Source organism: Streptomyces sp. NBC_00569 (assembly GCF_036345255.1).
Lineage (GTDB): Bacteria > Actinomycetota > Actinomycetes > Streptomycetales > Streptomycetaceae > Streptomyces.
This window is the reverse complement of sequence record NZ_CP107783.1, coordinates 2,230,055-2,253,129: the sequence shown is the minus strand read 5'-3', so window position 1 is coordinate 2,253,129 and position 23,075 is coordinate 2,230,055. Positions and strand designations below refer to the sequence as shown.

Here is a 23,075-nt window from a genome sequence, read left to right as displayed (position 1 = left end):
GAGTACGCGCTTGCGGGACCCGAAGCGGCCGCAGGTGGTTCCCCCCCGTCGACGACGTGTTCCACCGAGCATGGCAAGAACGTATCGAAGCCTGACTTTTGCGTCATCGCCCCGGGGCGGCTCGAATGGCCAGGATCGAGGCATGACGTCGACGGAAGCGCATGAAGACCTCAACTCGCCGGATCCGGCGGCCGCCTCGGACTCTTCGAATCCTGCTGCCCGGCAGGGTTCCCCATGGATGGTCGCCCCGCACCGGACGGCGGTTGTTGCCGGCGCCGTGGAAGACGCCGTGCGCCGCGCCCTGGCCGAAGACCGCGCCGAGGACGACGTCACCACCCGCTGGGCGGTGCCGGACGGCACCCGTGCCCAGGCGCGTGTCGTTGCCTGCCAAGGCGGCGTGATCGCCGGCACGGCGATCCCTGCCGAGGTGTACCGGCAGCTCGGCGACGTCGTCGTCACCGGGCACGTCCAGGACGGCGACCGCGTCCGCGCCGGGCAGGACCTGCTCACCCTGGCGGGACCCGCACGAGAGATCATCACCGGCGAGCGTACAGCTCTGAACTTCCTGCAACGCATGTCGGGCATCGCCACCGCCGCCGCGGCCTTCGCGCAGGCGGTGGCCGGGCTTCCGGTCCGGATCCTGGACACCCGCAAAACCGCTCCCGGACTCCGAGCGCTCGACAAGGCCGCGGTCGGCGCCGGCGGGGTGCGCAACCACCGGCTCGACCTCGCGGCGATGGTCCTGCTCAAGGAGAACCACATCGCCGCGGCGGGCGGGGTGAGCGCCGCGATCGCGGCAGTGCGCGCACGCAACACGCAGGGTATTGCTGTCGAGGTGGAGGTCGAGTCGACGGCCCAGGCAATCGAAGCCCTGCACGCGGAAGTCGAGTGGATCATGCTGGACAACATGTCCATCGAAGAAATGCGGTACATCGTCGCACTGCGCGGGACGGAAGGGCCCCGACTCGAGGCATCCGGAAACATCACGTTGTCCACGGTCAGGTCCGTCGCGCAGACCGGGGTCGACGCGATATCCGTCGGTGGCATCACGCACAGCGCGCCGGCCTTCGACCTCAGTCTGCTGCTGACACCGACGACGCTCGCGGGCGAATCGCCGCGCGCCGCGGCCGATGGGCGCCCGGCGCAGAGGTTCGGATGAACCACCGGGAGGCGTACGGTGCGTCGTGGCTAGGCGGGAATGGAGCCCGCATCGCCGACGGCCGGATCCGGGGCACGGAAGGTGCGACGGTACGCAGACGGGGCGACTCCGGCCTCCGCCGCGAGGTGCCGCCGCAGCGAGGTGGCGGTGGCGAATCCGACCTCGTGGGCGACGCGTTCCACCGGCAGATCGCTGGACTCCAGCAGGTGCCGGGCCCGCCGCAGCCGCTGCGAGGTCAGCCAGCGGCCGGGGCTCAGACCGGTCTCCTCCTTGAAGCGCCGGGCGAAGGTACGGGGGCTCATCGCCGCGTGCGCGGCCAACTCGTCCAGCGACAGCGGCAGTTCAAGCCGCTGCAATGCCCAGTCGCGGGTCGGCCCGGTGCCGGTTGCGCCCGTCGGCGGCAGTGGCCGCTCGAAGTACTGTGCCTGCCCTCCGTCCCGGTACGGCGGCACGACGCAGAGGCGGGCGACCTGGTTGGCGACCTCGGTGCCGTGGTCCCGGCGCAGCAGGTGCAGGCAGACGTCGACGCCGCTGGCCGCCCCCGCTGAGGTCAACACGTCACCGTGGTCGACGAAAAGAACGCCGGCGTCGAGCTCGACCCGGGGGAACAGTTCCCGGAAGTGGTCGCTGAGCGCCCAGTGGGTGGTGGCCCGGCGCCCATCGAGGAGACCGGCGCCGGCCAGCAGGAAGGCACCGCTGCAGATCGACACCAGACGGGTACCGGGCCGGACTCTGGAAAGCGCGTCCAGGGCCTTCGAGTCCGTGGCGGCGGCCGAGGCCTGGGTGATCGCGTACGGAGGGATGATCACGGTGTCCGCCTCGGCCAGCACCTCAGGGCCGTGCCCGGGGGTGACGGTCAGGTCCGAGTCGGTGCGCACGGGCTTCCCGTCCACGCCCGCGGTCACCACCTCGTAGCGGCCGCCGGCGGAGCCCAGGACCCGTTGAGGTATGCCGAGTTCGAAGGGGTAGATCCCGTCGAGTACCAGGACGACCACCTTGTGGGCGCCAGGCCGCGGTTCCGGGCGCATCGCGCGATCCAGTGCGGCGGTGCGACCGGCTAGGTCGCGGGCGCCGGGTGTACCGGGGGCGGCATGGTGGAAGGGCATGGCGAGAATGTATCGGAGGCTGACCTTTCCGCCATGGCCGATGCCGGCTCGAACGGCAAGGATCGAGGCATGACCTTGACGCAGACATTTGAGAACCTCGGCCCCCTGGGCCGTCGCCGGGATCGAGCAATCTGAGCGTCAATTCGAAGTCGGACATGTCCGGCCGAACACAGGAGGTTTCCATGGCTAAGGGCTACTGGGTCAGTGTCTACCGCGCCATTTCCGACCCTGAGAGGCTGACTGCCTACGACAAGCTGGCCGGTCCGGCCGTCAAAGCTGGGGGCGGGCGGCTCCTGTCCCGTGGCGGCCGAGTCGTCGCCCACGAAGCCGGAAACACGCAACGCGTCGTTCTGATCGAGTTCGACAGCTTCGAACAGGCCGTCGCGGCACACGAGAGCGAGGCGTACCAGAAGGCGCTGGTGGTCCTCTCCGACGGCGTCGAGCGCGACTTCCGCATCATCGAAGGCATCGACTGACCGACGGGCTCAGCCATCGCTGAGCATCCGTCACCTGATACGCACACGGTGCTGAACGACGACTCTCGCCGTTATCTTTGGGTTGTGCAGTGTTTGCGCAGGTCAGCGGCTTGGATGAGGTTAAGGCAAGTTAGGCAAGTGGTGAAGGCGTGATCGGTCGGGCCTGGTGGGAGTCGTTGTCCCACACCGACGGTGTCGATGTGGGGATCATCGATGGGCTACGCCACCGGCGGTGCGGTCATCATCCACTATCCGGTGCAGGACGGCACCGGCTGAGGCAGGCCGGTACGCTCCGGGACGCGTTCGGTCGGCCGTTGCGGCCAGGCCCGGCGGACGCCGTTCGCGGTTGCCGGTTCGTTGAGCGTCAAAGGTGGGCCGATGTCCTGGCCGGATGTCACGGTGGTTGATGCGTGCGTGCGGCGCGACGGCCGGGGCGGTAGCCCCACCGCCGTCACCGACGACGACCCGGCGGCGACGGACGCGGACCGGCGTGCGGTCGCTGCTGCGGCCGGCACCTCGCACGCGGCGTTCCTCGGCCCAGGGCGGACGCCGGACGGTGGCCGGCCGGTCCGGTTCTTCACCGCCACCGCCGAACTGTCCGGCTGCGGCCACGGCACCGTTGCCGCGCAGGCCGTCCGGTTGACCCGCACCGCGCGGGGCGAGCTGAACGACCGCCAACACACCGGCGGGCGCACGTTCGACACCGTCGCGATCCGCCGCCCCGCCGGCATCGAGGTGTGGTTCGACCAGGGCCTCGTCGCGCTGCGTCACCCGGCACCGGACGAGCGCGCCGCGATCGTCGCCGCGCTCGGGCTCACCGCGGACGATCCGCATCCGACCGACGCGCCACGGATCGCCGCGCCCGGCGCACCACGCATGCTGGTACCGGTCCACGACCGGTCGGCGCTGCTCCGAGTCTGCCCACACCTCGGCAGGCTGACAGCGGCGTGCCAGCGGTACGGGCTCCTCGGCTGTTTCGTGTACGTACCGCCGGTGGGCGACCGACCGGGTGCGGCGCGGATGTTCGCGCCGGCGATCGGTGTCGACGAGGACGTCGCCAACGCCAACAGCACCGGCTGCCTGGCCGCCCACCTGCTCGACACGACAGGGGCGCAGACGGTCGCGATCGAGGTGGAGCAGGGTGACACCCTCGGTCGACCGGCCAGCGTGCTCGCTTCGGCCCGACGCGGGCCGAAGGGCATCACGACCCGGGTCGGCGGGTTAGCGGTGGTCCGCGGCGGACACTGAGGCGACGACTGGATGTTGCGGGTCATGACGTTGTTGACGTGGCGTCAGTCACTGGCTTCGGGGGTTAGGCGCGGAGCGCGAGTGACGTGGTGACAGGGCCGTAACGGGCAAGGGCGTCGACAACTTCTTCGAGTCGTCCTGCCTGCGGGCAGTGGACGTTGAAGATGAGGCAGTCTTCCCCGGTGACTCTCAGAGTGGAGACGACCTCGGGGGTCCGGGAAGCGAAGTCCAGGGCGCTGAGGGCTTGGCTGCGCAGTCGCCGGAACAGCTCCGCGGCGACAGGGCTGTTGGCGGAGAAACTCGTGAACTATGCCTGGTCGGCATGCCGTTCGCCGCATATTCTCCGACGGGTCGCCCCCTCGACCCTGGTCTTTACCACTTACTTCGGAGTCCCCATGGTGATGCACGAGCACGAAGTCGATCGACGCACCCTGTTCCGGGTCGGCCTCGGCACGGCAGTCGCCGCTGTCGTCGGTACGGAGGTGGCGTTCCCCGCCGCTGCCGGTGCGACCCCCTTGCCGCAGTTCCCCTGGATCATCGACTGCGACACCTGGGGTGCGCGGCCGCCGGCCAGCCCGATCCAGATCACCGGCAACACCACCAACAAGATCATCCTGCATCACATGGATTTCCCTAACGTCACGGACTACTCCCGTGAGCACGCCATGCAGTTGGCGCGTGACTGCCAGGACCTGCACATGGACACGAACGGCTGGGCGGACACCGGCCAGCACTTCACCGTCAGCCGCGGTGGCTACGTCCTGGAGGGCCGCCACCGCACCCTGGAGACCCTCGCCGCCGGCGAGCACCAAGTGACGGCCGCCCACTGCCCCGGGGAGAACGGCAACGCCATCGGGATCGAGAACGAGGGCACATACATAACCGAGACCCCGCCCCCGGCACTGCTGCACTCGCTGGTGAAGTTGTGCACCACGGTGTGCCGGCAGTTCCACCTGAACGCGTGGGACATCTTCGGTCACTGGGACTTCCGCCTGGGCACCGACTGCCCCGGCATCGCCTTCTACCGACTCTTTCCCCAGATTCGCAAGGGGGTACTGCATTCCATGGGCGTGTCGCCGGCCGTGGCACCGGCACGGCGCTGGCCGGACATCTGGCGGTTCGTCAACAGCCAGGTGGTACAGGTCGCCCAGTACCTGCTGGTGAACGCCGGCTACAGCGACCTTTCCATCGACGGCGTGTTCAGCACCAAGATGAACACCGTCGTCGCCGACTTCCAGACCAGCCACGGTCTCGCCGTCACCCCCGACGCCACATTCGACACGGCCACCTGGGAAGCACTCGCGCCCTCCCTGGACAAGGACGCCTCCGGGCTGCCTGTCCAGGCCGTGCAGTATCTGCTCACCATCAAGGGCTACGCCGACACCGTCAGCATCACCGGCACCTATGACCACAGCACCATGAAGGCGATCCAGGACATGCAGCGCCTGCACAGCCTCCACCCCGACGGCAAGGTCGACCTCAGCACGTGGTGTGCGCTGACCGGCGGCACCGTCCGTGAGGCTCTCACCCACTGAGTCATCTCCAGCTGACTGCCGACAACCGCACCCTCGATGAGCGGCCGCAAGGCCGCCTGCCCCAACCTTCGCTTCCACGGCCATCACAGCGTCGACCTCGAAGCTGAGAACGCGGGCACCTGAACACCGGGGGAATTCCGCTCAGTCCGGTCCGGTGACCAGGGGAAACCTGTGGTCACCGGACCGCGACGGTGTCCCGCCGAGTCGTGTGACAGATCTCCGCGTAGCCCCTGGTCACGGGGTCGCCACCGTGCAGGGTGGACCGGTTCCGGTTCTTCCTGCGGGACCGGGTCGGGAAGTTCTCCGACTCGTTCGACGCTGTCCTGGGCGGCGCGGGCGTGCAGGTCCTGCTCTCCCCGCCACGATCACCGAAGGCGAACGCGTTCGCGGAGTGCTGGGTGGGCAGCGTTCGTCGCGGGTGCACCGATCGGATGCTCATCCTCAACGAGCGGCACCTGCGGACCGTGCTGGACGCCCATGCAGATCACTGCAACCGGCATCGGCCCCCCAGTCTCTCCAGCAACGACCTCCCCAGGCCGTAGAGGCAGGAGAGCGGGTCCCAGTGATCCCGCTGGCCGGTCGCATCCGTCGTACTCAGCGGCTCGGCGGCTTGATCAATGAGTACCAGCAGTCCGCGTGACCGCGACGCCCGTCAGAGCCGAGGCGAGACGTACCTGATCGGCTACCCGAACCCCGGTTCACGCGGACAGGCTGCTGACCTCCGTGCCCGACCTCGATGCTCGCGGGGCCGCGACCGGAACCGGGGACCCGTGCTGCCGGGGCTCAGGCGTCGATGATGACGGGGATGATGAGGGGCTTGCGGCGGTGGGTGCGGAACGCCCAGTTCGCCACGGCGCGGGCGAGGAGCTGTTCGAGTTGGCGCGCGTCCCCGACGCCTTCCTCAGCCGCGGTGGACAGCGTCTTCTCGATGACAGGGATGACCGGCTCGAAGGTGGTGTCGTCGTGGACGAAGCCGCGGGCCAGGAAGTCGGGGGGCTCGGCGAGGGCGCCGGTGTCTGCGTCGACGATCGCCACCACCGTGACCACGCCTTCGGCTGCGAGGGTGAGGCGGTCCTTGAGGGACGCTTCGGTGGCGCCGCCGACTTCCATGCCGTCCACGTAGACGTTGCCGGCGGGGACCTTGCCGGTGATGGACGCGCGCCCGTCGACGAGGTCGACGACGACGCCGTCCTCGGCGATGACGACCCGGTCCGGGTCGACACCGGTACGGATGGCGAGGTCGCCGTTGGCCCGCAGGTGGCGCCATTCGCCGTGCACGGGCATGACATTGCGGGGTTTGACGATGTTGTAGCAGTAGACGAGTTCGCCGGCGCTGGCGTGCCCGGAGACGTGGACCTTGGCGTTGCCCTTGTGGACCACGTGGGCGCCCCACCGGGTAAGTCCGTTGATGACGCGGTAGATGGCGCTCTCGTTGCCGGGGATGAGGGAGCTGGCGAGCAGGACGGTGTCGCCCTTGCCGATGCGGATCTGGTGGTCGCGGTTGGCCATCCGTGACAGCGCGGCCATCGGTTCGCCCTGGGAGCCGGTGCACACCAGAGTGATCTTGTGGTCCGGGAGCTTCTCCAGCTCCTTCGTGCTCACGACCAGACCGGACGGGACCTTCAAATAGCCCAGTTCACGGGCGATGCCCATGTTGCGGACCATCGACCGGCCGACGAAGGCGACCTTGCGGCCGTGCTGGTGGGCGGCGTCCAGGACCTGTTGGATGCGGTGCACATGGCTGGCGAAGCTGGAGACGATGACCCGGCGCGGCGCGGTGCGCATCACCTGCTCGATCGCCGGGTTCAGCTCACGCTCGGAGGTGGTGAAGCCGGGTACTTCGGCGTTGGTGGAGTCGGTGAGGAACAGGTCCACGCCCTCCTCGCCGAGGCGGGCGAAGGCGCGCAGATCGGTGATGCGGTCGTCGAGAGGGAACTGGTCCATCTTGAAGTCGCCGGTGTGCAGCACCATCCCGGCGCCGGTGCGGATCGCGACCGCGAGGCTGTCCGGGATGGAGTGGTTGACCGCAACGAACTCGCAGTCGAAGGGCCCGAAGCCGCGCCGGTCGCCTTCCCGTACCCGCACCGTGCGCGGCCGGATGCCGTGTTCCTTGAGCTTGGCCTCCAGGAACGCCAGCGTCAGCTTGGAGCCGACGACGGGAATGTCGGACCGCTCGCGCAGCAGGTACGGCACGCCGCCGATGTGGTCCTCGTGGCCGTGGGTGAGTACCACGGCCACGACGTCGTCCAGCCGGTCCCGGATCGAGGTGAAGTCCGGCAGGATCACGTCCACGCCGGGCTGGGTCTCCTCGGGAAACAGCACGCCGCAGTCGACGATGAGCAGCTTGCCGGCGTGCTCGAGGACGGTCATATTGCGGCCGATCTCACCTAGGCCGCCCAGGGGGATGACCCGCAGCCCTCCTTCGGGAAGGGGCGGGGCGGCTTTCAGCTCGGGGTGCGGATGACTCATACCTTGACGTTACCCGGGGACGGGGTGATCCACTGCCTGTGTGATCTCTTCTTCCCGACGGAGCGCGGCAGCCGCAGCGGCTGCCGCGGGTCAATCGGATTACGCGGTCTCGACGTGCCACTGCCAACCATGCACGAGCTCGTTAGTTCCGCGGGGCGCCGAACCACATCGTGGCGGCCTGCTCGAACGCCTCAAGGGCCAGGTCCTCTCCGCCCGCCCAGGCCACAACACCGTCCGGGCGCACGAGCACGGCGGTGAAGCCGAGGTCGTCGCGGGCCTGGCCGGTCGCGTACTGGATGTGGTCCTGCCGGGTCTTGACCGCGCGCCGCAGGGCTTGGTCGCCGCGGAAGTCCAGGAGCACGCCGTGGCCCTGGCGCAGCAGGTCGCCCAGGCGGGTGCCGTCCTCGAAGTGGAAGTCGGGGGCGGAGGTGCCGACGAGCGGGTGAGGGCTGTTCAGGTCGTAGCGGTTGAACAGCCCTGTTGTCTGCCGGTAGGCGAAGGTCGTTCCGTCCGTGGTGCTCAGCAGCTGGTGGACCAACTGCCGCAGCGCGGGGGCGTTGGGGCCCGGCTTCATGGTCGCCACCTGGGCGCGTGACCAGTCCAGCACGGCGGCGCCGACGGGGTGGCGTTCACTGGTGTAGGTGTCGAGCAGCCCCTCGGGCGCAGTGCCGCGCACGGTCGAGGCGAGCTTCCAGCCGAGATTGGCGGCGTCGCCGAGGCCGAGGTTGAGCCCCTGGCCGCCCAGCGGGGAGTGAATGTGGGCGGCGTCACCGGCGAGCAGGACACGTCCCTTGCGGTACGTCGTCACCTGCCTCGCACGGTCGGTGAAGCTGGATGCCCGATGCACCTCGGTCAGCGCAATATCAGTGCCCGTGATGCGACGCAGGACGTCCTGGAGGTGCTCGCGGGTCAGCGGTTGTGACCGGTCGAAGGTGCCGCCGTCGAAGTCCATCATGCCCAGGTGCCCCTCGAAGGGCGTGCGCAGGTACATTCCGTGCGGCGTCGGGTTGAAGCCGAGCTGGAGCTGTTCGGGGTCGGCGAAGGCGACCTGGGCGACGTATCCGGTGAACAGCGGCTCCGTGCCCACGAAGTCGAAGCCCGCGAGACCGCGCACCGTACTGCGCCCGCCGTCGCAGCCCACCAGAAGGCGCGCCTGGTGTTCTTGGCCGCCGGCGGTGACGGTGACGCACTGGTCGTCCTGCTTGACGGCCGTGACGGGTGTGCCTCGCCGGAGGTCCACGCCGAGCGCGATGGCCCGCTCGTTCAAGACCGAGGTGACGGCTGCGAGGCTGGTCATGAAGCCTTCCATCGCCGGGCTGGGCAGCCGGAAGGGGAGTGCCGTCATGTCGATGTCGGCCGCATCCAGGCCCATGCCCGCGAAGTGGCTCACATCCCGGGGGGCCGGCGCGTCGACGGCATCGGCAGGCGCACCGACCTTCGCAGGATCAGCGTGCGAAGCGTTGATCACCGCTTCGAGCAGACCGCGGCGGTAGAACACCTCGGCCGATCCGGCGCTCAGCCCCCGCAGACCGAGGGGAAGCTCCTTCCACGGAGAGGTGACCTCCTCGTCCTGCTCCAGGACCAGGACGGAACAGCCGCCCAGGGCGAGCTCCGTGGCCAGTAACAGGCCGACCGGGCCGCCGCCCGCGACAACTACGTCATGCATGAGAAACGCCTTTCTGGAACACATGCCGGAAGGGCCCGGTCTGTCGGGACGGTCAGCGGAGCCGGGTGAGGCCGTCGATGACGACAGCGATGCCGGTGAGGAACTGCTCTCGGTCGTCGTGCTCGCTCATCTGGCCGGCGATGGCGTGCATGAACGGGTAGTCCTCGGGGGCGAGGGCCTGCCAGGCCGCCGCGGTCGCGTCGAGGAACTCGGCACTGTCGGGCTCGGCTCTCGAGGTGTCACCGTCGATCCGGGCGTTCTGGCTGACAGCCCCGAGGATGTAGTGCACGAGCGTCGAGGCGGCGTCGAACCAGGACTCCTGTCGCACCCCCAGAGCACCGATCTGCCGGCCGATCCTCTCGAAGATCCCCACCGTCACCGGTCCGAACGGCTGCCGGACCACATGCAATGTCAGCCGCGTCGCCAGCCACCGGTGCTCGGCGATCGCATCGAACAAGGCCATCGCTACTGTGCGGATCTCGCCCTCGGGCGTGGCAGCGCCCTGTATGGGCCTGGCCGCCAGGGCGTCGGTGACGATCGTCTCCGTCGCCGTGTCCAGAAGCTCGTCCCGACTGCCGACCCGGTAGTAGATCGCCCCGGAACCAGTGGACAGACGCCCGGTCAGTGCCCGAGTGGTCAGCGCACCCTCACCACCCGCATCGAGCAACTCGATCGCCGTGTCGATGATCCGCTCCCGGGAGAGCACCTGGTTCCGCCGCTGAGGCTTAGGGGTTCTCGTTGCCATGCCTCCACTGTGACACATTTGGATCGCTGAACTAAATTGGTTTACTGCTCCAAAATAATCCGCCGAAGGGGGATGGCGAGCGTCTAGGTGGGGGAGGGCGTGCCTGGTGGACCGTCACGTGTCGAGACCGAGGACGTGGTGCGGCCTGGCCCCTGCTGGAAGGACGGGCCGCGCACCGCGGAGGGGGAGATTCTCGGCGCTGGTGAGGGTGCGTTCGATGGAGTCGACAGCTTCGCGGGCCTCGCCCTGTGTGCCGCGGTCGGTACGTATGCAGACGGCCGGACCGCGGACGGGCGGTTCGAAAGGGACTGACAGATGGTCTTCGGTGTGGTTACGATGCCCGCGATGAACACCTTCCTCTCTTTGGGATCGGAGGAATCGTCCGCGCAAGGTGAGTGCTGATGGCACATCACTTCACGCAGGAGATTCCCGCCCACCTGTTGATGTGGCAGCGCGTACGCGAGTACGCCGTGCCACCGTCCATGATCGAGACCGCGACCGCGCGCCGTGCGGCCGGTGACTGGGCGGGGGCCTGTGCCGCCGCCCGGATCGACGTAGACCTCGATCTGCGCGCCGTGCGCGACCGCCACGGCACCGATATCGCCACCCGTATCCGTGCAGATCTGCGCAGACTCGCGCCCGATCTGCTCCGCTGGCACATGCCCAGGATCGCCCCCGACGGGCGCCTGAGGCCCGGCCTCACCATCTCCTTGGCCCGTTACGGGAGATGTGGCGGCACGTCGCTGCACCTCGTGGTGAGGACACCGCCCGCCCAGGCGGACGCCGGACAGCGGATGTCGCTGGACGTGTGGGAGGGGTCGGCGAACGACCGTCCCGCGAACCGTCCGTATCTCCATCCGCATCCGCATCCCGACCGGCGCTTCCGGCTCGATCTGCACCGGCATCTCTGGGATTCGGGGCGGAGCGGCGAACTGGCGCGGCGCGGAGGTGCGCCGTCCGTGGAACCCCCCGGCCGGCCCGCCCTTCACGACTCGCCCTGGGCAGTGGCCAGCTGGGCCGCCGAGGCGGAGTTGCTGCTGCAGGCCGAGGGGCGCTCTCGTGGGGCCTTCACCGTACGGCTCGGAGCGCGCAGTCGAGCCGCGCTCGAACTCGTCGCCCCCGACGACAGCCACGCGCCGACGTTCCGGCCGCTGCGGGAGACACTGCCCCCGCAGGAAGTCGCGGTACTCCCCGTGCTGCCTGAGGCGGCGGCACGGATTCTTCCGGATCTGGAACTGCTACGGGCCGGGCTGATCACGGTCGGGCGGCTGCATCCCCTCGTGGCCCCGGCGGTGCAGGGAGACGGCCCGAAGCCCGTGGCCGGCCGCGCCCCCGAGCCCGGCGACCCGCACCGGGTGGAGTGCCGGGGCGAGGTCCATCGCATCGCGCTGCGCGACGGGGTGCTGAGCGCGGTCGATCACGACCCGGACCAACTCCGCCGAGAGGAGCTGCTGGTGGCGCTCGGGGGTCCGGCGCTGCCCTGCCTGCGGGCGATCGACGCGGTGCACCGCAGCCCTGAGGCGCTTCCCGCCGTACGGGAACGGCTCCGCCACGGTGACGTCACCGGTGCGCTCGCCGTGGTCGAGGGGCTGCTCGGTCCCGGTGCGATGCTGCGCGACGGGCCGCTCAGGGAGGAACTGGAGTCGGCCGCGGTCCGCCACATCGATCACGGGCTCTTCCGCGCGGGGCTGACCGACGTACCCGCCGGCCCCGGCACGTCACGGGGCGGGGACGCTTCGGGCGCGCGGCACACGGAAGCGGGCCACCGACCCCGGCTCCGCCGCGACACGTCCCTTGCAGTGCGCCGCAAGCGCGGCAGCAGGGGCCGGCCTCGTACCGGTCAGATCTGATCCGCCCTCGCTCACTGATCGGCTGATTCGCCGAAGTCCTTTTCACGCACGGCACGTTGCGCGCCGCAGGCCCTCACGCCCTCAGGAACGGCACGCCCCGTTCCCCTCTCCCACTCCAGGTGATGCCCCATGACTTCCAGCACCGTCCTGCCCGTCCTTGCCCTCGCCCCTGCCACCTCCGAGACCGATACGGACCTGGCCCTCGCCGGCCGTCTCCTCTCCCTCCTGCGGACGACCACCACCGAGCCGCGCCCCGACGAACAGCTCGAAGCGCTCACCCTGGCCGTCGCCGCCGACCTGCCCGTGCTGCTCTGGGGCGAGCCGGGCATCGGCAAGACCGCCGCCCTGACGCAGCTCGCCACCTCGCTCGACCTGCCGCTGACGACGGTGATCGCCAGCGTCCACGAGCCGTCCGACTTCTCCGGGCTGCCCATCGTCGGCGACGACCCGGCCGTGCAGGGCGTGCCGATGGCGCCGCCGCAGTGGGCCGTCGAACTCGTACGCGCCGGCCGGGGGCTGCTCTTCCTGGACGAACTCTCCACCGCCACCCCAGCCGTCCAGGCCGCACTGCTTCGCGTAGTCCTGGAACGGCGGGTCGGAGCGCTCCAACTCCCGCCCGACGTAAGGATCGTGGCCGCCGCCAACCCGCGCGCCTCGGCAGCGGACGGTTGGGAGCTGAGCCCGCCGCTCGCCAACCGCTTCGTGCACCTGCACTGGGTGCACGACCGCGACGTCGTGGTACGCGGCCTCGGCGGCGTCTGGCCCCGGGCGGAGCTGCCCCGGCTCGCACCGGAACGGCTGGCAGAGGCGGTGACGTTCGCCCGGCACGCGGTCTGCGGATTTCTGACGGCCCGGCCGACGCTGATCCACCGACTGCCGACCTCCGAGACGCGGCGCGGCGGTGCGTGGCCGTCGCCCCGGAGCTGGGAGGCCGCGCTGACCCTGCTCGCCTTCGGCACGGCGGCCTCCGTCTCCCGGGACGTCCTCGCGCTGCTGGTGCGGGGCGCGGTGGGGGACGGGCCGGGGCTCGAACTCCTCGCCCACCTCGACCGGATGGACCTGCCGGACCCGGAATCGCTGCTCGCCGACCCGGCCGCCGCCGAGCTGCCGGACCGCGGCGATCTGCGGCAGGCGGCGCTGGAGGCGGTGGTGGCCGCCGTCGGCGCACGGCCGGAGCGGCACCGGTGGGAGGCGGGCTGGGCCGTGCTGGTCAGGGCCATGGAGACCGGAACGCCGGACCTCCTGGTCGCCCCGGCGACGGCGCTGGCCGGGCTGCGACGAGACGACTGGGAGGTGCCGGTAGCGGTGGAACGGCTGGCCGGCGTTGTCGGGCTCGCCCGCACTGCGGACCGGTCGGTGGAACGGGTCGCGGCAGCGGCCGACGCCCGTCGCGTGACGGGGGCACGCCGATGACGGCACCCGCAAACCACCCCGGACCACGCCCGCTCCCGCGATCGACGACGGCTGCCGTGAAGCGCCCGGGAGCACGCCCGCTGCCGCGCCCCATGTCCCGGCCCACGCCGCCGCGCCCGGTCCGGGCGACACCGCCGGAGCGGCCGGACCGCTCCGCAGGGCCCGGCGACCGGTCCGGACTCCCGCTGAACTGGGAGAAGTTGCTGGCCGCGCGGCTGCACGCGGTGAAGGTCCGCCCCTACCTGGCCGACGCGCTCTTCGCGCTGCATGTGGTGGAGGACCGTGCGGTGCCGACGATGGCGGTCGACGCGCACTGGCGCTGCTACGTGTCGCCCGGATTCGTGGCCCGCACACCGCTGGAGGAACTGGCGGGCGTCTGGGTGCACGAGGTCTCCCATCTGCTGCGTGACCATCACGGGCGCGGCGAGCGGTATGCGCGGGAGAACGAGGAGTCCGGGCCGGGCGAGCGGCTGCGTCGGAACATCGCCGCCGACTTCGAGATCAACGACGACATCTACGGTGACGGACTGCCCCGGCCCTTCGGGGCGGTCGTGCCGTCGCTGCTGCGACTGCCCGACGGCCTGCTGATGGAGGAGTACCTGCGGACGGCCTCGATGTCCGGGCTCGCCGCGGAACTGGCCTGGCTGGACTGCGGAAGTGGTGCCGACGGGCACGACCGGACATGGGAGCTGGGGCCCGACGGGGCGAACGGACTCACCCGCCAGCAGCGGGACGCGGTTCGCTTCCGGGTCGCGGAGGGCATCAAGGGCCGGCCCGGCGACGCACCGGAAGGGTGGCGGCGGTGGGCCGACGAGGCGTTCCAACCGCCGCAGCCGTGGCGGCAGTTGCTGGGCGCGGCGGTCCGCTCGGCGGCGGGTGCGCCCGGAGTGGGGGAGAACCACACCTACCGGCGTCCGTCCCGCCGCTCGTCGAGCGTCTCTGGAGTGGTGCTGCCGAGCCTTCGCCGTACGCCGCCCCGCGTTTGCGTCGTCATCGACACCTCCGGCTCGGTGAGCGACGCTGAGCTGGGCAGCGCACTCCTCGAGGTCGCGGCGATCTCGCGGGCCGTCGGCGGGCGGCGCGATCTGGTCTCGGTGATCTCCTGTGACGCGGCGGCCGGCGTCGCCGTCCCGCTCTGCCGTGCCGAGAGCCTCGAGCTGCTCGGCGGCGGCGGTACCGATCTGCGCTCCGGTTTCGCCCGGGCGCTGCGTTCCCGGCCCCGCCCCGACGTGATCGTCGCCCTGACCGACGGGCAGACGCCGTGGCCCTCCGGGCAGCCGCCCTGCCGTACCGTCGTCGGCCTGTTCTCGCGACCCGCCCGCGCCACGGACGAGGACGACCCCGACTACGTCCCGGACACCCCGCCGTCCTGGGCGCGCGTCGTCACCATCGGTTGAGGAAGGCGCAGGCGCCCGTCGCTCAGTGCGAGGAATTGCCAGCGGTGATCGGCCCGTCCGGCCGGGGAGAGAAGGCTAAGGCTTGAGACCTGCCAGTTTCTCGATCGGCACGGTTCACGAGGTCGTCGAAAAACCCCTCGGCCCAGGCGCCGGCAGGACACCCCGGCCCAGCGGATCCGCGCGGCCGGTGCCGGGATCGGCGCCTTCTACGGCCCGGCCGACGTCTCGTCACCGGGGTGATCGCGGTCGGGTCCCCGGGTCGCGCATCCCTTGCGCCGGCCAGACGTCGCCGCGGCGTGCTCACTGCCGAGGAGTGCGGCAGAACTGGCGGGATCGTCGTACTTCCACCATGCAGACGCCTTCGCCGACGATGCGGGGCGGCCACTTCGACGTGTGCGGGAGGGGCGCGTTTCGCGTTTCCTCGACGGGCGACCTCGCCGAGGGTGTCCCGCGTGAAAATCCGGGTTCTGGCTCTTGGGCTGAGTGTTCGGCTGGGCAGGATCAGGCTGCCTGGTGGTACTGGTTGTTGAGACCGCCGAGCACTTGGGTTACCGCCATGGGGTGAGGGTGCGCTGGAGCGCGACGACTTCGTGGGCCATGGCCAGGACGATGACATCGCCGTGCGCCGAGACGGTTTGTGCAGGCAGGGGGAGCGCGAGCGCCGCCACCACGCGGGTCGCGAGCAGGTCCCATACCCGCACCGAACCGTCGTCGCTGGTGGTGATGGCATGAGGGCGACGGTCGATCTCCGTTACCGCCACCGCCTTCACCTCGTCGGTATGGCCGGTGAGGACGGCACGTTCCGTGCCGGAGACCAGATCCCACAGCCGCACCGTCCGGTCCTTGCCCGTGGTGACGGCGAAGGGAAGGCCGTGGAGCTGTGTCACCGCCACAGCGTTCACGCGACCACGGTGGCCGGTAAGGGCAGTGCGTTCGGTGTCGGCAGACACATCCCACACCCGCACCGTCTCGCCGTCGGCGAAGAGGGCGTAGGGGCGGTGGCCGATCTCCGTCACCGCGACCGAACCCACCCAACCCGATTGACTGCTGAGGGCGGCGCGTTCGGTGCCTGACGCCAGATCCCACACCTGCACCGTCCCGAGATGGCTGGCGGTGACGGAGTGGGGGCGGTTGTCGATCTCCATCACCACCAGCGCGGTCGCCAAGCCGGTGCGGTCGGTGAGGGCGGCCCGTTCAGTGCCGGTGGCCAGGTCCCACACCTGCACCATCTCGTTCCCGCCGATGAGCACGTTGGGACGGTTGTCGGCCTCCGTCATAGCGAATGCGCTCACCCAGCCGCTGTGGTCGGTGAGGGCGGCCCGTTCAGTGCCGGTGGCCAGTTCGCGCACCCGCACCGTCCCGCCGTCGCCGGTGAGGACGTAGGGGGAGTCGTAGATCTCCGCCGTCGCCAGCGCGCTCACCCAACGGGTGTGGTTGCTGAGTGCGTCATGTTCGGTGCCTGAAGCCAGATCCCACACCCGCACCGTCTCGTCATCGCTGGAGGTGACGGCGTGGGGGCGGTTGTCGAGCACGGTCACCGCCACCGCCGTCACACGGTCTGTGTGGCCAGTGAGGACAGTACGTTCAGAGCCAGAAACCAGATCCCATACCCGCACCGTCCTGTCCTCGCTGGCGGTGACGGCGTGGGGTCGGTTGTCGATCTCCACCACCGCCACCGCGTTCACGCCGGCGAAGTGGCCGGTGAGGACGGCGCGTTCGGAGCCGGAGACGAGATCCCACACGCGTGCCGTCCCGTCGCCACCGGCGGTGAGAGCGTGCGGACGGTTATCGATCTCCGTCACCACTACTGCGTTCACGCCGTGGATGTGGCCGGTGAGGGCAATGCGTTCAAAGCCAGGGACCAAATCCCACACCCGCACCGTCCCGTCATCATGAGCGGTGAGAGCGTGAGGACGGTCGTCGATCTCGGCCATCGCCACTGCTTTCACCCTGTCGGTGTGACCGGCGAGGACAGCACGTTCGGTGTCGGAGGCCAGGTCACGCACCCGCACCGTCCCGTCGATGCTGGCAGTGAGGACGTGGGAATGGCCCCCGATCTTCGACACCGCCAGCGCAGTGACCCAATCGGTGTGGCCGGTGAACGCGGAGTGTTCGGAACCAGAGAGCAGATCCCACACCCGCACCGTCCCGTCTCCGTGGGTGGTGAGGACATGTGGACGGTTGTCGATCTCGGACGCCGCCACTGCGATCACGCTGCCGGTGTGACCGGCGAGGACGGCACGTTCGGTGCCAGAGGCCACATCCCACACGCGCACCGTCCCGTCGATGCCGGCGGTGACAGCGTGGGGGCGGTTGTCGATCTCCACCACTGCTACCGCGCTGACCCCGCCTGTGTGGCCGGTGAGAGTGGCCCGGTGCGCAGGGTGAACAAGGCTGCCCGTAGCCCAGCGTGGTGCCCATGGGCGGGTCCGAGCGAGTTTGGCGGCGAGCTGAGGGTACTCGTAGCGGGCCGCGTCGATCGCCAGGATGTCGCGGCGGGCGTCCGCGGGGAGCGGGGCGTGAGCGGCGGCCGAGGCGCGGTAGATGTCGGCGACGATGCGGTGCGCCGGCGCAGTAACTGTGTCCAGGGCGCGCAGCAGCGAGGCAGGGGCGGCGTGGACGAGGTACTCGGGGTCGGACAGCAACCCGACCAGGACGCCCCCCGCCGCCGCATGCGTAGCCGCGTGGTGGCGGATGTACGGGTGGGCCGCGGGCCAGTCGTTCACGCCGCTGGCAGGGTCTTTGTGGACCAGGGCGGTGAGGGTGTGGGCGATGGTGGCGTGGTCGTCGTGTTCGTGGCCGGTACGGCGCAGGTGTTCGGCCATGGTCTCGTGGAAGAGACGGTAGGCGGATCCGTCGGGGGTGGGGGTCTCGACGATGTAGACCCCTGCGTGCCGGTGGAGCCAGTCGAGGTCGTTCTGGGAGCAGGACAGGCCGGACAGGGCCTCGGCGAGGGGGGCCCAGAGGGTGGACCAGGGCAGGCCGGCGCCTTGGGCGTAGGCGAGGGGGCGCAGGAGACGTTCGGCCTTCGGGCGGTCGGAGCCGAAGCGGTCGAGGTAGGTGGCGAAGGCTTCCTTCGCGTCGCTGGGGAGGTGCTCGCGCCAGTCGGGCCGGCTGGTGTCGATGCTGATCTGGCCGTGGACGAGGGCGCGTGCCGTCATGCGGGCGACGAGGTAGGAGAAGCGGGCTCGTTCGGCGATGCCGTCGGCGATCGTGGCGGCGAGGGCGGGGTCGTGACGGTAGGGAGAGCGGCTGTCGGGGTCCTGGGCGTCTTCGAGGACGGCGCGGGCGTATGTGGTGATGTCGGCGCGGGTGATGTGTTCCGGCGCGTCGAGGTCGAGGACGTGCACGGCGTGGCCGAGGGAGGGGACCTGGGGGCGACGGGTGCCGACGACGAGCCGTACGGCGGGGAGGGTGGAGAGGGGCTGGAGGAGTTCGCGGGCGATGCGGCGGCTCTCCTGGGCGTCACCCGCGGCTCCGGCCTCGTCGAGGGAGTCCACCACGACGGCGACCGGCGCGGTGCGGCCGGACAGCGCGGCCAGCACGCAGTCGCGGTCGGCGGGGGCGGGCAGGTGCAGGGCCGCGGCGAGGTCGGCCACCAGGGCGGCCAGGGAGGCCCGGCGCGCGTGCGGGGCGATCACGGAGGGATAGGCCCGCAGCCTCTGTTCGCTCCCGGATGTGTCCCCGTCCCTGCGCGTCCTCGGGGCGTCCGGGCCGGCGAGGGCGAGGAGGCGTCCGAGCAGGGCCGACTTGCCCGAGCCGGGGTCACCGGTGACGACGCGGGCCTTGCGGTCGTGGTCCCCGCCCGGGGTGGTGAGGAATGCGGTGAGTTCGTCCAGGGCGCGGGCGCGGCCGGTGAAGTAGTCGCCGCGTTCGCCAGTGTGTTCCAGCCCGCGGCTGCGGGGGCCGTAGTGCGGGTCGTAACGGCGGCGCAGCAGGGCGAGGCCTGCCAGATCGATACCGTCGGCGGGCAGGCCGGGCAGGAAGACAGGGCTGGGGAAGAAGGGGTCCTGGCCGTCGGTCTCGGTGGTGGTCAACCGGGCCTGCTGGCTGGGGCGGTGGGTTCTGAAATGGGCGTTGACGCGTTCGGTGACCTCACGCACGCTCACGTACCGCTGGGTCGCGCCGTGCCGAGGGTGGGCGAAGACGTCGGCGAGCGCGTCCACGAACACGTTCTCCTTCGCGCGGTCCCGGGCGCGGGCGGCAGCCAGGTGCCAGCGATTGGCCCGCCCGCGGTGCAGGTCCGCCAGATCGGCGGCGAGCCGACTGACATCCGCCGTACCGGCCCCCGCGTAGCAGGTGTCGAGTATGACCAGCAGATGCCCCACCGCGCTCTTCACCAGCGGCCGGGCCAGGTCCTCGGCCGCCAGCGCCCGGGTCCACCGGCCGGGCCTGCTGTCGGCACACAGCAGGTAGTGGCGGTCCTCCTCGCAGACACCGTGTCCAGCGAAGTACACCACCACCATGTCTTCCGGCCCCAGAGAAGCCTCCAGGGTCCAGTCCTCGATGCCTTCGGCGAGCGCGTCCCGGGGCGGATCGTCGGCCAGGTCGGTGAGGACGCACGTGTAGCCCATGGGCTCCAGCAGTTCCCGAACCCTGCGCACGTCCGCCGCGACACCGGGCAGGCCGTCGATGCCCGGGTTCCGGAAGACGCCGACACCGGCCGCGATCAGGAACCGGCGCCCCGCCACGACGTGTTCGGCGTCTTCGCAGGTTGTCATGCGTGCGGCGCCCGGAGAGCGGCGGCGACGGCGGTCGCAGTCGTCTGGGCGGTCAGATAGCGCTCGAAGTCGTGCATCCGCACCCCGTTGGTGATCCTCCTGTCGGCCACCCCCTCGCCGGGGCCGGACACGAACCGCGGGGCCAGCGCGCCCACCAACGCGACGATGTCACCCGGGTCGGCGACGTTCGTCCACCGCACCACCCCACCGGGCCACGCCCCACGGCCCTCCACCGGCAGCGGGCTCAGCCGTCGGTGGATCACCGGCAGACCGAGCGGAGATCCCACCGTCACCAGATCCGTCACCGGCCAGTCAGGGTTCTCGCACAACGCCTCGTACGCGACGACCGAACCCAGCGAATGCGCAACCACCACCCGCGTGTCCGCACTGATCTCGGCTGCCACCGCCGCGCGGGCGGCCTGCCACACCGGCGGCTCGTCCAGATACCGGCGCACCTGCTTCAGCTCACCGATCAGCATCCGCTCCGACACCGGCTGGAAGAACCGGGCCTGCGTCAGAGCGTTCAACCGCTCACGCACCCACCGGGAGAGCAGCAGCCGGGACGCGGCGTACCCGGCCGGCCCTCGTGTCCCGTCCTCGTCGGCAGGCTCCACGCCATCATCGATCTCCGCCGCCTGCCGCCACCACGCGTCGAGGAGTTCGGCCTCCAGACCGTCCTCCACATCGTGCTCGTCCCAGGCGGGGAGACGGTTCGACCGGGTCCCGGGTTCGATGAAGCAGTTCCCGTAGAACGCGCACGCCACGTCCTCCGGCTGGAGCACCGTCCCCGTGGCCAGCTTCACCCCGTCACGGAGCGCGGCACCCAGCCGCAACGACAACAGCTCCGGCCCCTCGAACTGCTGAGCCACTCCGTGCACCAGCACTACCCGAGCCACGACAACCCTCCCCCGAGCCTCGCCCAACTACTTCCTCAGAATAGGGGGCACGCCCGCACCGTTCACCGGTTGATCGCTAATTCGACTGCGGCGCTGGAGGAGACACAGAGGTCAGCGCCGCACTGCGGGATGTGATGCGGGCGATGGACCTGTTCCGGCTGAGGATCGCGGTGGTGCCTCGCCTGCTGACTGCCGGCCGTGCTCGTGGCTCCGATGCAGTCGTGCGCTGAGGTGGTGAAGCACGGCGTTGCCTGTTTGATGGTGCGGGTGCGCGAGGTTGAGCACTTATCAGGCGGCAGACCGCTATTGGCAGCTCAACGCGCCGACACTGGTGAAGACCGCGTCGAAGCCCTCGGTGAAGTACCCGGCGTTGTCCCGCGATCAGGTATCGGATGGAGGCGGTGCGCATGTCATCCAGCCTCATCCTCGGGTCGTGACCGATTTCGCCTGGTTTTTGGATGCATGATGGCAGCTCATGGCCGCCCGTCTTCCACATGTGCAGTGCATGGGGGTTCAGCTTGTCCGCACACGCCCCTCGTACCCGGACCGTCATCGGAACCACACTTGCCGCGCTCGCACTGGCGGCGGGGTGTGCCACGCGTAGCGAGACGAGCGCACTGGGCCATCCGGAAGGGTCGACGGCTCCCGCGCAGACCGCGTCCCCGTCGCCGGCCCTCACCGCGCGGGCGACGGAAGATCTGCGCGACCCCCAGCAGATCGTGAGCAGGAACGGACTGCTCAGGACCAGGATCGTCGTCGAACGCAAGAAGGTGCACCTGGCAGGCCGCGATCTGTGGGCCCTGACGTACAACGGGATGTACATGCCGCCCACCCTGCGGCTACGGCCGGGGGACCGGATGGAGATCTCCTTCGTCAACAAGCTCGACCAGCAGACGAACCTGCACGTGCATGGCATGCATGTCTCACCCGTCGGCAACTCGGACAACATCTTCCTCAAGATCGAGCCGGGGAAGACGTTCACCTACAAGTACGCCTTCCCCAAGAGCCTGGAGCCGGGCACGTACTGGTACCATCCGCACCCGCACACGCTCTCCGCCGCCCAGACCGCCGGTGGCATGGCCGGCCTGATCGTTGTCGACGGTCTTGACACGTATCTGCCTGCGGCGCTCCGTGGAATCACACAACACGTCGTCGCGCTCAAGGACTTCCAAATCGTGGGCGACCAGATCAAGACCACGCGCCTCAAGATCGGTGCGCCCACGACGCGCACCGTCAACGGACAACTCAACCCACGGATCCGGATCAGGCCCGGCGAGACGCAGCTGTGGCGCCTCGCGAACATCGGGGCCAACATCTTCTACAAGGTGACACTGCCGGGCAGCAAGTTCCACATCGTCGCCAAGGACGGCTACCCGGTGAACAAGGTCTACTCCGCCGACTCCCTGGTCATCCCCGCCGGTGCCCGCTACGACGTTCTCGTACAGGGCCCGAAGGCGGGCGTGTCGGAACTGCGGACCCTGCCGTTCAACACTGGCAAGGCCGGTAACCAGTTCCCTCTCGCGACACTGGCCACGGTCCAGTCCGACGGCGAACCGATGCGACCCGCGGCCTTGCCGACAGCCTTCGCCCCGGTGAACGACCTCGCGAAGGAGGCCGTCGCGGGACGCAAGACGGTCACCTTCACGGAGAACAAGGCAGGCACGCTCTTCTACATCAACAACAAGCAGTTCGACCACAGCCGCGTCGACTTCCGGGCCAAGCTCAACACCGTCGAAGAGTGGACGATCAAGAACGACACCGACGAGGTCCACTCGTTCCATATCCACACCAACGACTTCCAGGTGATGAGCATCAACGGCAAGCCGCAGACCAACTACGGCTTGCAGGACACCGTCGACGTCCCTCCGCGCGGAAACATGGTCATCCGGATCCGGTTCCTCGACTATCCGGGCAAGACGGTCCTGCACTGCCACATCCTCAATCATGAGGACGCGGGGATGATGGCGGTACTCCAGATCAACAAGTAGCCACCCGCGATGACATCACGGGGCGTGGACAGCCGACGTGTGATGACGGTCCCGCAACTCCGAGCTCATGTGCCGCATGTCTGCCCCGCCCGGGCGCCGGCGCGTTGCGCGGCTTGTCAGGAACGTGCCCCGGGTGAGGCAACGATCCGGAGGCAGCGGCTGTGCGCCTGCCGAATTAGTCCATCCATGCAGTTCAGTCGGCATGTTCGTATGCGTGGAGGGATCCGCCGAGGTGGTCTCTTCGGCGTACGTCGAGGTTGGGGGGCTGTGCAGGGGCGAACGGTTCGGGGACGCACAGGTTCTCGCGCATCTGCGCCAGCGCGATCTCGGCTTCGCTACGGGTCGCGAAGCCGCTGCGGCGCACGGTGTGTCGGCGGCCGTCGGTGGTGCGGGGTGTGTCGATGGC

Annotated in this window: 19 protein-coding genes; 10 read left to right on the top strand and 9 right to left on the bottom strand. The window is 69.9% G+C overall.

All coding sequences use genetic code 11. The annotated features are described in order from the left end of the window. Nucleotides 1-142 precede the first annotated feature (142 nt). Nucleotides 143-1,159 (top strand): carboxylating nicotinate-nucleotide diphosphorylase, encoded by a 1,017-nt coding sequence (gene nadC / locus OHO83_RS10375; protein ID WP_266675798.1) that lies wholly within the window; start codon nucleotides 143-145, stop codon nucleotides 1,157-1,159. A 29-nt stretch (nucleotides 1,160-1,188) separates the two neighbouring features. Here nadC and OHO83_RS10370 read toward each other — a convergent pair whose 3' ends face one another. After that, nucleotides 1,189-2,187 (bottom strand): GlxA family transcriptional regulator, encoded by a 999-nt coding sequence (locus tag OHO83_RS10370; RefSeq protein WP_330280750.1) that lies wholly within the window; start codon nucleotides 2,185-2,187, stop codon nucleotides 1,189-1,191. A gap of 260 nt (nucleotides 2,188-2,447) precedes the next feature. Between OHO83_RS10370 and OHO83_RS10365 the strand changes: the two genes are divergently transcribed. Beyond that, nucleotides 2,448-2,741, top strand: a complete 294-nt coding sequence (locus OHO83_RS10365) for a DUF1330 domain-containing protein (protein WP_266675800.1) — start codon at nucleotides 2,448-2,450, stop codon at nucleotides 2,739-2,741. Between the two features lie 378 nt (nucleotides 2,742-3,119). Then, on the top strand, nucleotides 3,120-3,989 hold the full coding sequence (locus OHO83_RS10360) for a PhzF family phenazine biosynthesis protein (RefSeq protein WP_330279293.1): 870 nt from the start codon (nucleotides 3,120-3,122) through the stop codon (nucleotides 3,987-3,989). A 64-nt stretch (nucleotides 3,990-4,053) separates the two neighbouring features. Here OHO83_RS10360 and OHO83_RS10355 read toward each other — a convergent pair whose 3' ends face one another. Further along, nucleotides 4,054-4,221 (bottom strand): Lrp/AsnC ligand binding domain-containing protein, encoded by a 168-nt coding sequence (locus tag OHO83_RS10355; RefSeq protein ID WP_266676831.1) that lies wholly within the window; start codon nucleotides 4,219-4,221, stop codon nucleotides 4,054-4,056. Between the two features lie 169 nt (nucleotides 4,222-4,390). Here OHO83_RS10355 and OHO83_RS10350 point away from each other — a divergent pair, with 169 nt between their 5' ends. Continuing rightward, on the top strand, nucleotides 4,391-5,524 hold the full coding sequence (locus OHO83_RS10350) for a peptidoglycan recognition protein family protein (RefSeq protein ID WP_266675804.1): 1,134 nt from the start codon (nucleotides 4,391-4,393) through the stop codon (nucleotides 5,522-5,524). A 175-nt stretch (nucleotides 5,525-5,699) separates the two neighbouring features. Here OHO83_RS10350 and OHO83_RS10345 read toward each other — a convergent pair whose 3' ends face one another. Continuing rightward, entirely contained in the window at nucleotides 5,700-5,963 is a 264-nt protein-coding gene (locus OHO83_RS10345; RefSeq protein WP_330279292.1) for a hypothetical protein, read from the bottom strand. Here OHO83_RS10345 and OHO83_RS46995 point away from each other — a divergent pair. Continuing rightward, on the top strand, nucleotides 5,872-6,066 hold the full coding sequence (locus tag OHO83_RS46995) for an integrase core domain-containing protein (protein WP_389569456.1): 195 nt from the start codon (nucleotides 5,872-5,874) through the stop codon (nucleotides 6,064-6,066). The genes OHO83_RS10345 and OHO83_RS46995 overlap by 92 nt on opposite strands. A gap of 241 nt (nucleotides 6,067-6,307) precedes the next feature. On the opposite strand, the gene OHO83_RS10340 is transcribed toward OHO83_RS46995, so the two are convergent. From OHO83_RS10340 to OHO83_RS10330, 3 genes are all read right to left on the bottom strand, one after another. After that, nucleotides 6,308-7,993, bottom strand: coding sequence for a ribonuclease J (locus OHO83_RS10340; protein ID WP_330279291.1), 1,686 nt, complete (start codon nucleotides 7,991-7,993; stop codon nucleotides 6,308-6,310). Between the two features lie 142 nt (nucleotides 7,994-8,135). Then, on the bottom strand, nucleotides 8,136-9,659 hold the full coding sequence (locus tag OHO83_RS10335; protein WP_330279290.1) for an FAD-dependent oxidoreductase: 1,524 nt from the start codon (nucleotides 9,657-9,659) through the stop codon (nucleotides 8,136-8,138). A 52-nt stretch (nucleotides 9,660-9,711) separates the two neighbouring features. Next, on the bottom strand, nucleotides 9,712-10,404 hold the full coding sequence (locus OHO83_RS10330; protein WP_330279289.1) for a TetR/AcrR family transcriptional regulator: 693 nt from the start codon (nucleotides 10,402-10,404) through the stop codon (nucleotides 9,712-9,714). Nucleotides 10,405-10,805: 401 nt separating this feature from the next. Between OHO83_RS10330 and OHO83_RS10325 the strand changes: the two genes are divergently transcribed. The 3 genes from OHO83_RS10325 (at nucleotide 10,806) to OHO83_RS10315 (ending at nucleotide 15,064) form a co-directional block, all read left to right on the top strand. Then, the gene (locus OHO83_RS10325; protein ID WP_330279288.1) at nucleotides 10,806-12,254 is read left to right on the top strand and encodes a hypothetical protein; all 1,449 of its coding nucleotides are present in this window, start codon (nucleotides 10,806-10,808) and stop codon (nucleotides 12,252-12,254) included. A 129-nt stretch (nucleotides 12,255-12,383) separates the two neighbouring features. After that, nucleotides 12,384-13,667, top strand: coding sequence for an AAA family ATPase (locus tag OHO83_RS10320; protein WP_330279287.1), 1,284 nt, complete (start codon nucleotides 12,384-12,386; stop codon nucleotides 13,665-13,667). 92 nt (nucleotides 13,668-13,759) lie between these two features. Further along, nucleotides 13,760-15,064, top strand: a complete 1,305-nt coding sequence (locus tag OHO83_RS10315; RefSeq protein ID WP_330280749.1) for a vWA domain-containing protein — start codon at nucleotides 13,760-13,762, stop codon at nucleotides 15,062-15,064. A 548-nt stretch (nucleotides 15,065-15,612) separates the two neighbouring features. Here the strand turns inward: OHO83_RS10315 and OHO83_RS10305 are convergent. Next, entirely contained in the window at nucleotides 15,613-19,785 is a 4,173-nt protein-coding gene (locus OHO83_RS10305) for a caspase family protein (protein WP_330279286.1), read from the bottom strand. Beyond that, on the bottom strand, nucleotides 19,782-20,681 hold the full coding sequence (locus tag OHO83_RS10300) for an antibiotic ABC transporter ATP-binding protein (protein WP_330279285.1): 900 nt from the start codon (nucleotides 20,679-20,681) through the stop codon (nucleotides 19,782-19,784). The genes OHO83_RS10305 and OHO83_RS10300 overlap by 4 nt, the downstream gene beginning before the upstream one ends. 277 nt (nucleotides 20,682-20,958) lie before the next feature. On the opposite strand from OHO83_RS10300, the gene OHO83_RS10295 reads away from it, so the two are divergent. Further along, nucleotides 20,959-21,147, top strand: a complete 189-nt coding sequence (locus OHO83_RS10295) for a hypothetical protein (RefSeq protein WP_330279284.1) — start codon at nucleotides 20,959-20,961, stop codon at nucleotides 21,145-21,147. Nucleotides 21,148-21,199: 52 nt separating this feature from the next. Further along, a complete protein-coding gene (locus tag OHO83_RS10290) occupies nucleotides 21,200-22,669 on the top strand; it encodes a multicopper oxidase family protein (protein ID WP_330279283.1) in 1,470 nt (489 codons plus the stop codon). A 193-nt stretch (nucleotides 22,670-22,862) separates the two neighbouring features. Here the strand turns inward: OHO83_RS10290 and OHO83_RS46990 are convergent, their stop codons facing one another. After that, nucleotides 22,863-23,072, bottom strand: coding sequence for an Arm DNA-binding domain-containing protein (locus tag OHO83_RS46990; protein ID WP_405638263.1), 210 nt, complete (start codon nucleotides 23,070-23,072; stop codon nucleotides 22,863-22,865). Nucleotides 23,073-23,075: the final 3 nt, after the last annotated feature.

What these genes read in the sequence shown, in the direction of transcription:
- nadC (WP_266675798.1), top strand. Translation starts at nt 143, where the DNA reads ATGACGTCGACGGAAGCGCATGAAGACCTCAACTCGCCGGATCCGGCG.
- OHO83_RS10370 (WP_330280750.1), bottom strand. Translation starts at nt 2,187, where the DNA reads ATGCGCCCGGAACCGCGGCCTGGCGCCCACAAGGTGGTCGTCCTGGTA.
- OHO83_RS10365 (WP_266675800.1), top strand. Translation starts at nt 2,448, where the DNA reads ATGGCTAAGGGCTACTGGGTCAGTGTCTACCGCGCCATTTCCGACCCT.
- OHO83_RS10360 (WP_330279293.1), top strand. Translation starts at nt 3,120, where the DNA reads ATGTCCTGGCCGGATGTCACGGTGGTTGATGCGTGCGTGCGGCGCGAC.
- OHO83_RS10350 (WP_266675804.1), top strand. Translation starts at nt 4,391, where the DNA reads ATGCACGAGCACGAAGTCGATCGACGCACCCTGTTCCGGGTCGGCCTC.
- OHO83_RS10345 (WP_330279292.1), bottom strand. Translation starts at nt 5,963, where the DNA reads ATGAGCATCCGATCGGTGCACCCGCGACGAACGCTGCCCACCCAGCAC.
- OHO83_RS10340 (WP_330279291.1), bottom strand. Translation starts at nt 7,993, where the DNA reads ATGAGTCATCCGCACCCCGAGCTGAAAGCCGCCCCGCCCCTTCCCGAA.
- OHO83_RS10335 (WP_330279290.1), bottom strand. Translation starts at nt 9,659, where the DNA reads ATGCATGACGTAGTTGTCGCGGGCGGCGGCCCGGTCGGCCTGTTACTG.
- OHO83_RS10330 (WP_330279289.1), bottom strand. Translation starts at nt 10,404, where the DNA reads ATGGCAACGAGAACCCCTAAGCCTCAGCGGCGGAACCAGGTGCTCTCC.
- OHO83_RS10325 (WP_330279288.1), top strand. Translation starts at nt 10,806, where the DNA reads ATGGCACATCACTTCACGCAGGAGATTCCCGCCCACCTGTTGATGTGG.
- OHO83_RS10320 (WP_330279287.1), top strand. Translation starts at nt 12,384, where the DNA reads ATGACTTCCAGCACCGTCCTGCCCGTCCTTGCCCTCGCCCCTGCCACC.
- OHO83_RS10315 (WP_330280749.1), top strand. Translation starts at nt 13,760, where the DNA reads ATGTCCCGGCCCACGCCGCCGCGCCCGGTCCGGGCGACACCGCCGGAG.
- OHO83_RS10305 (WP_330279286.1), bottom strand. Translation starts at nt 19,785, where the DNA reads ATGACAACCTGCGAAGACGCCGAACACGTCGTGGCGGGGCGCCGGTTC.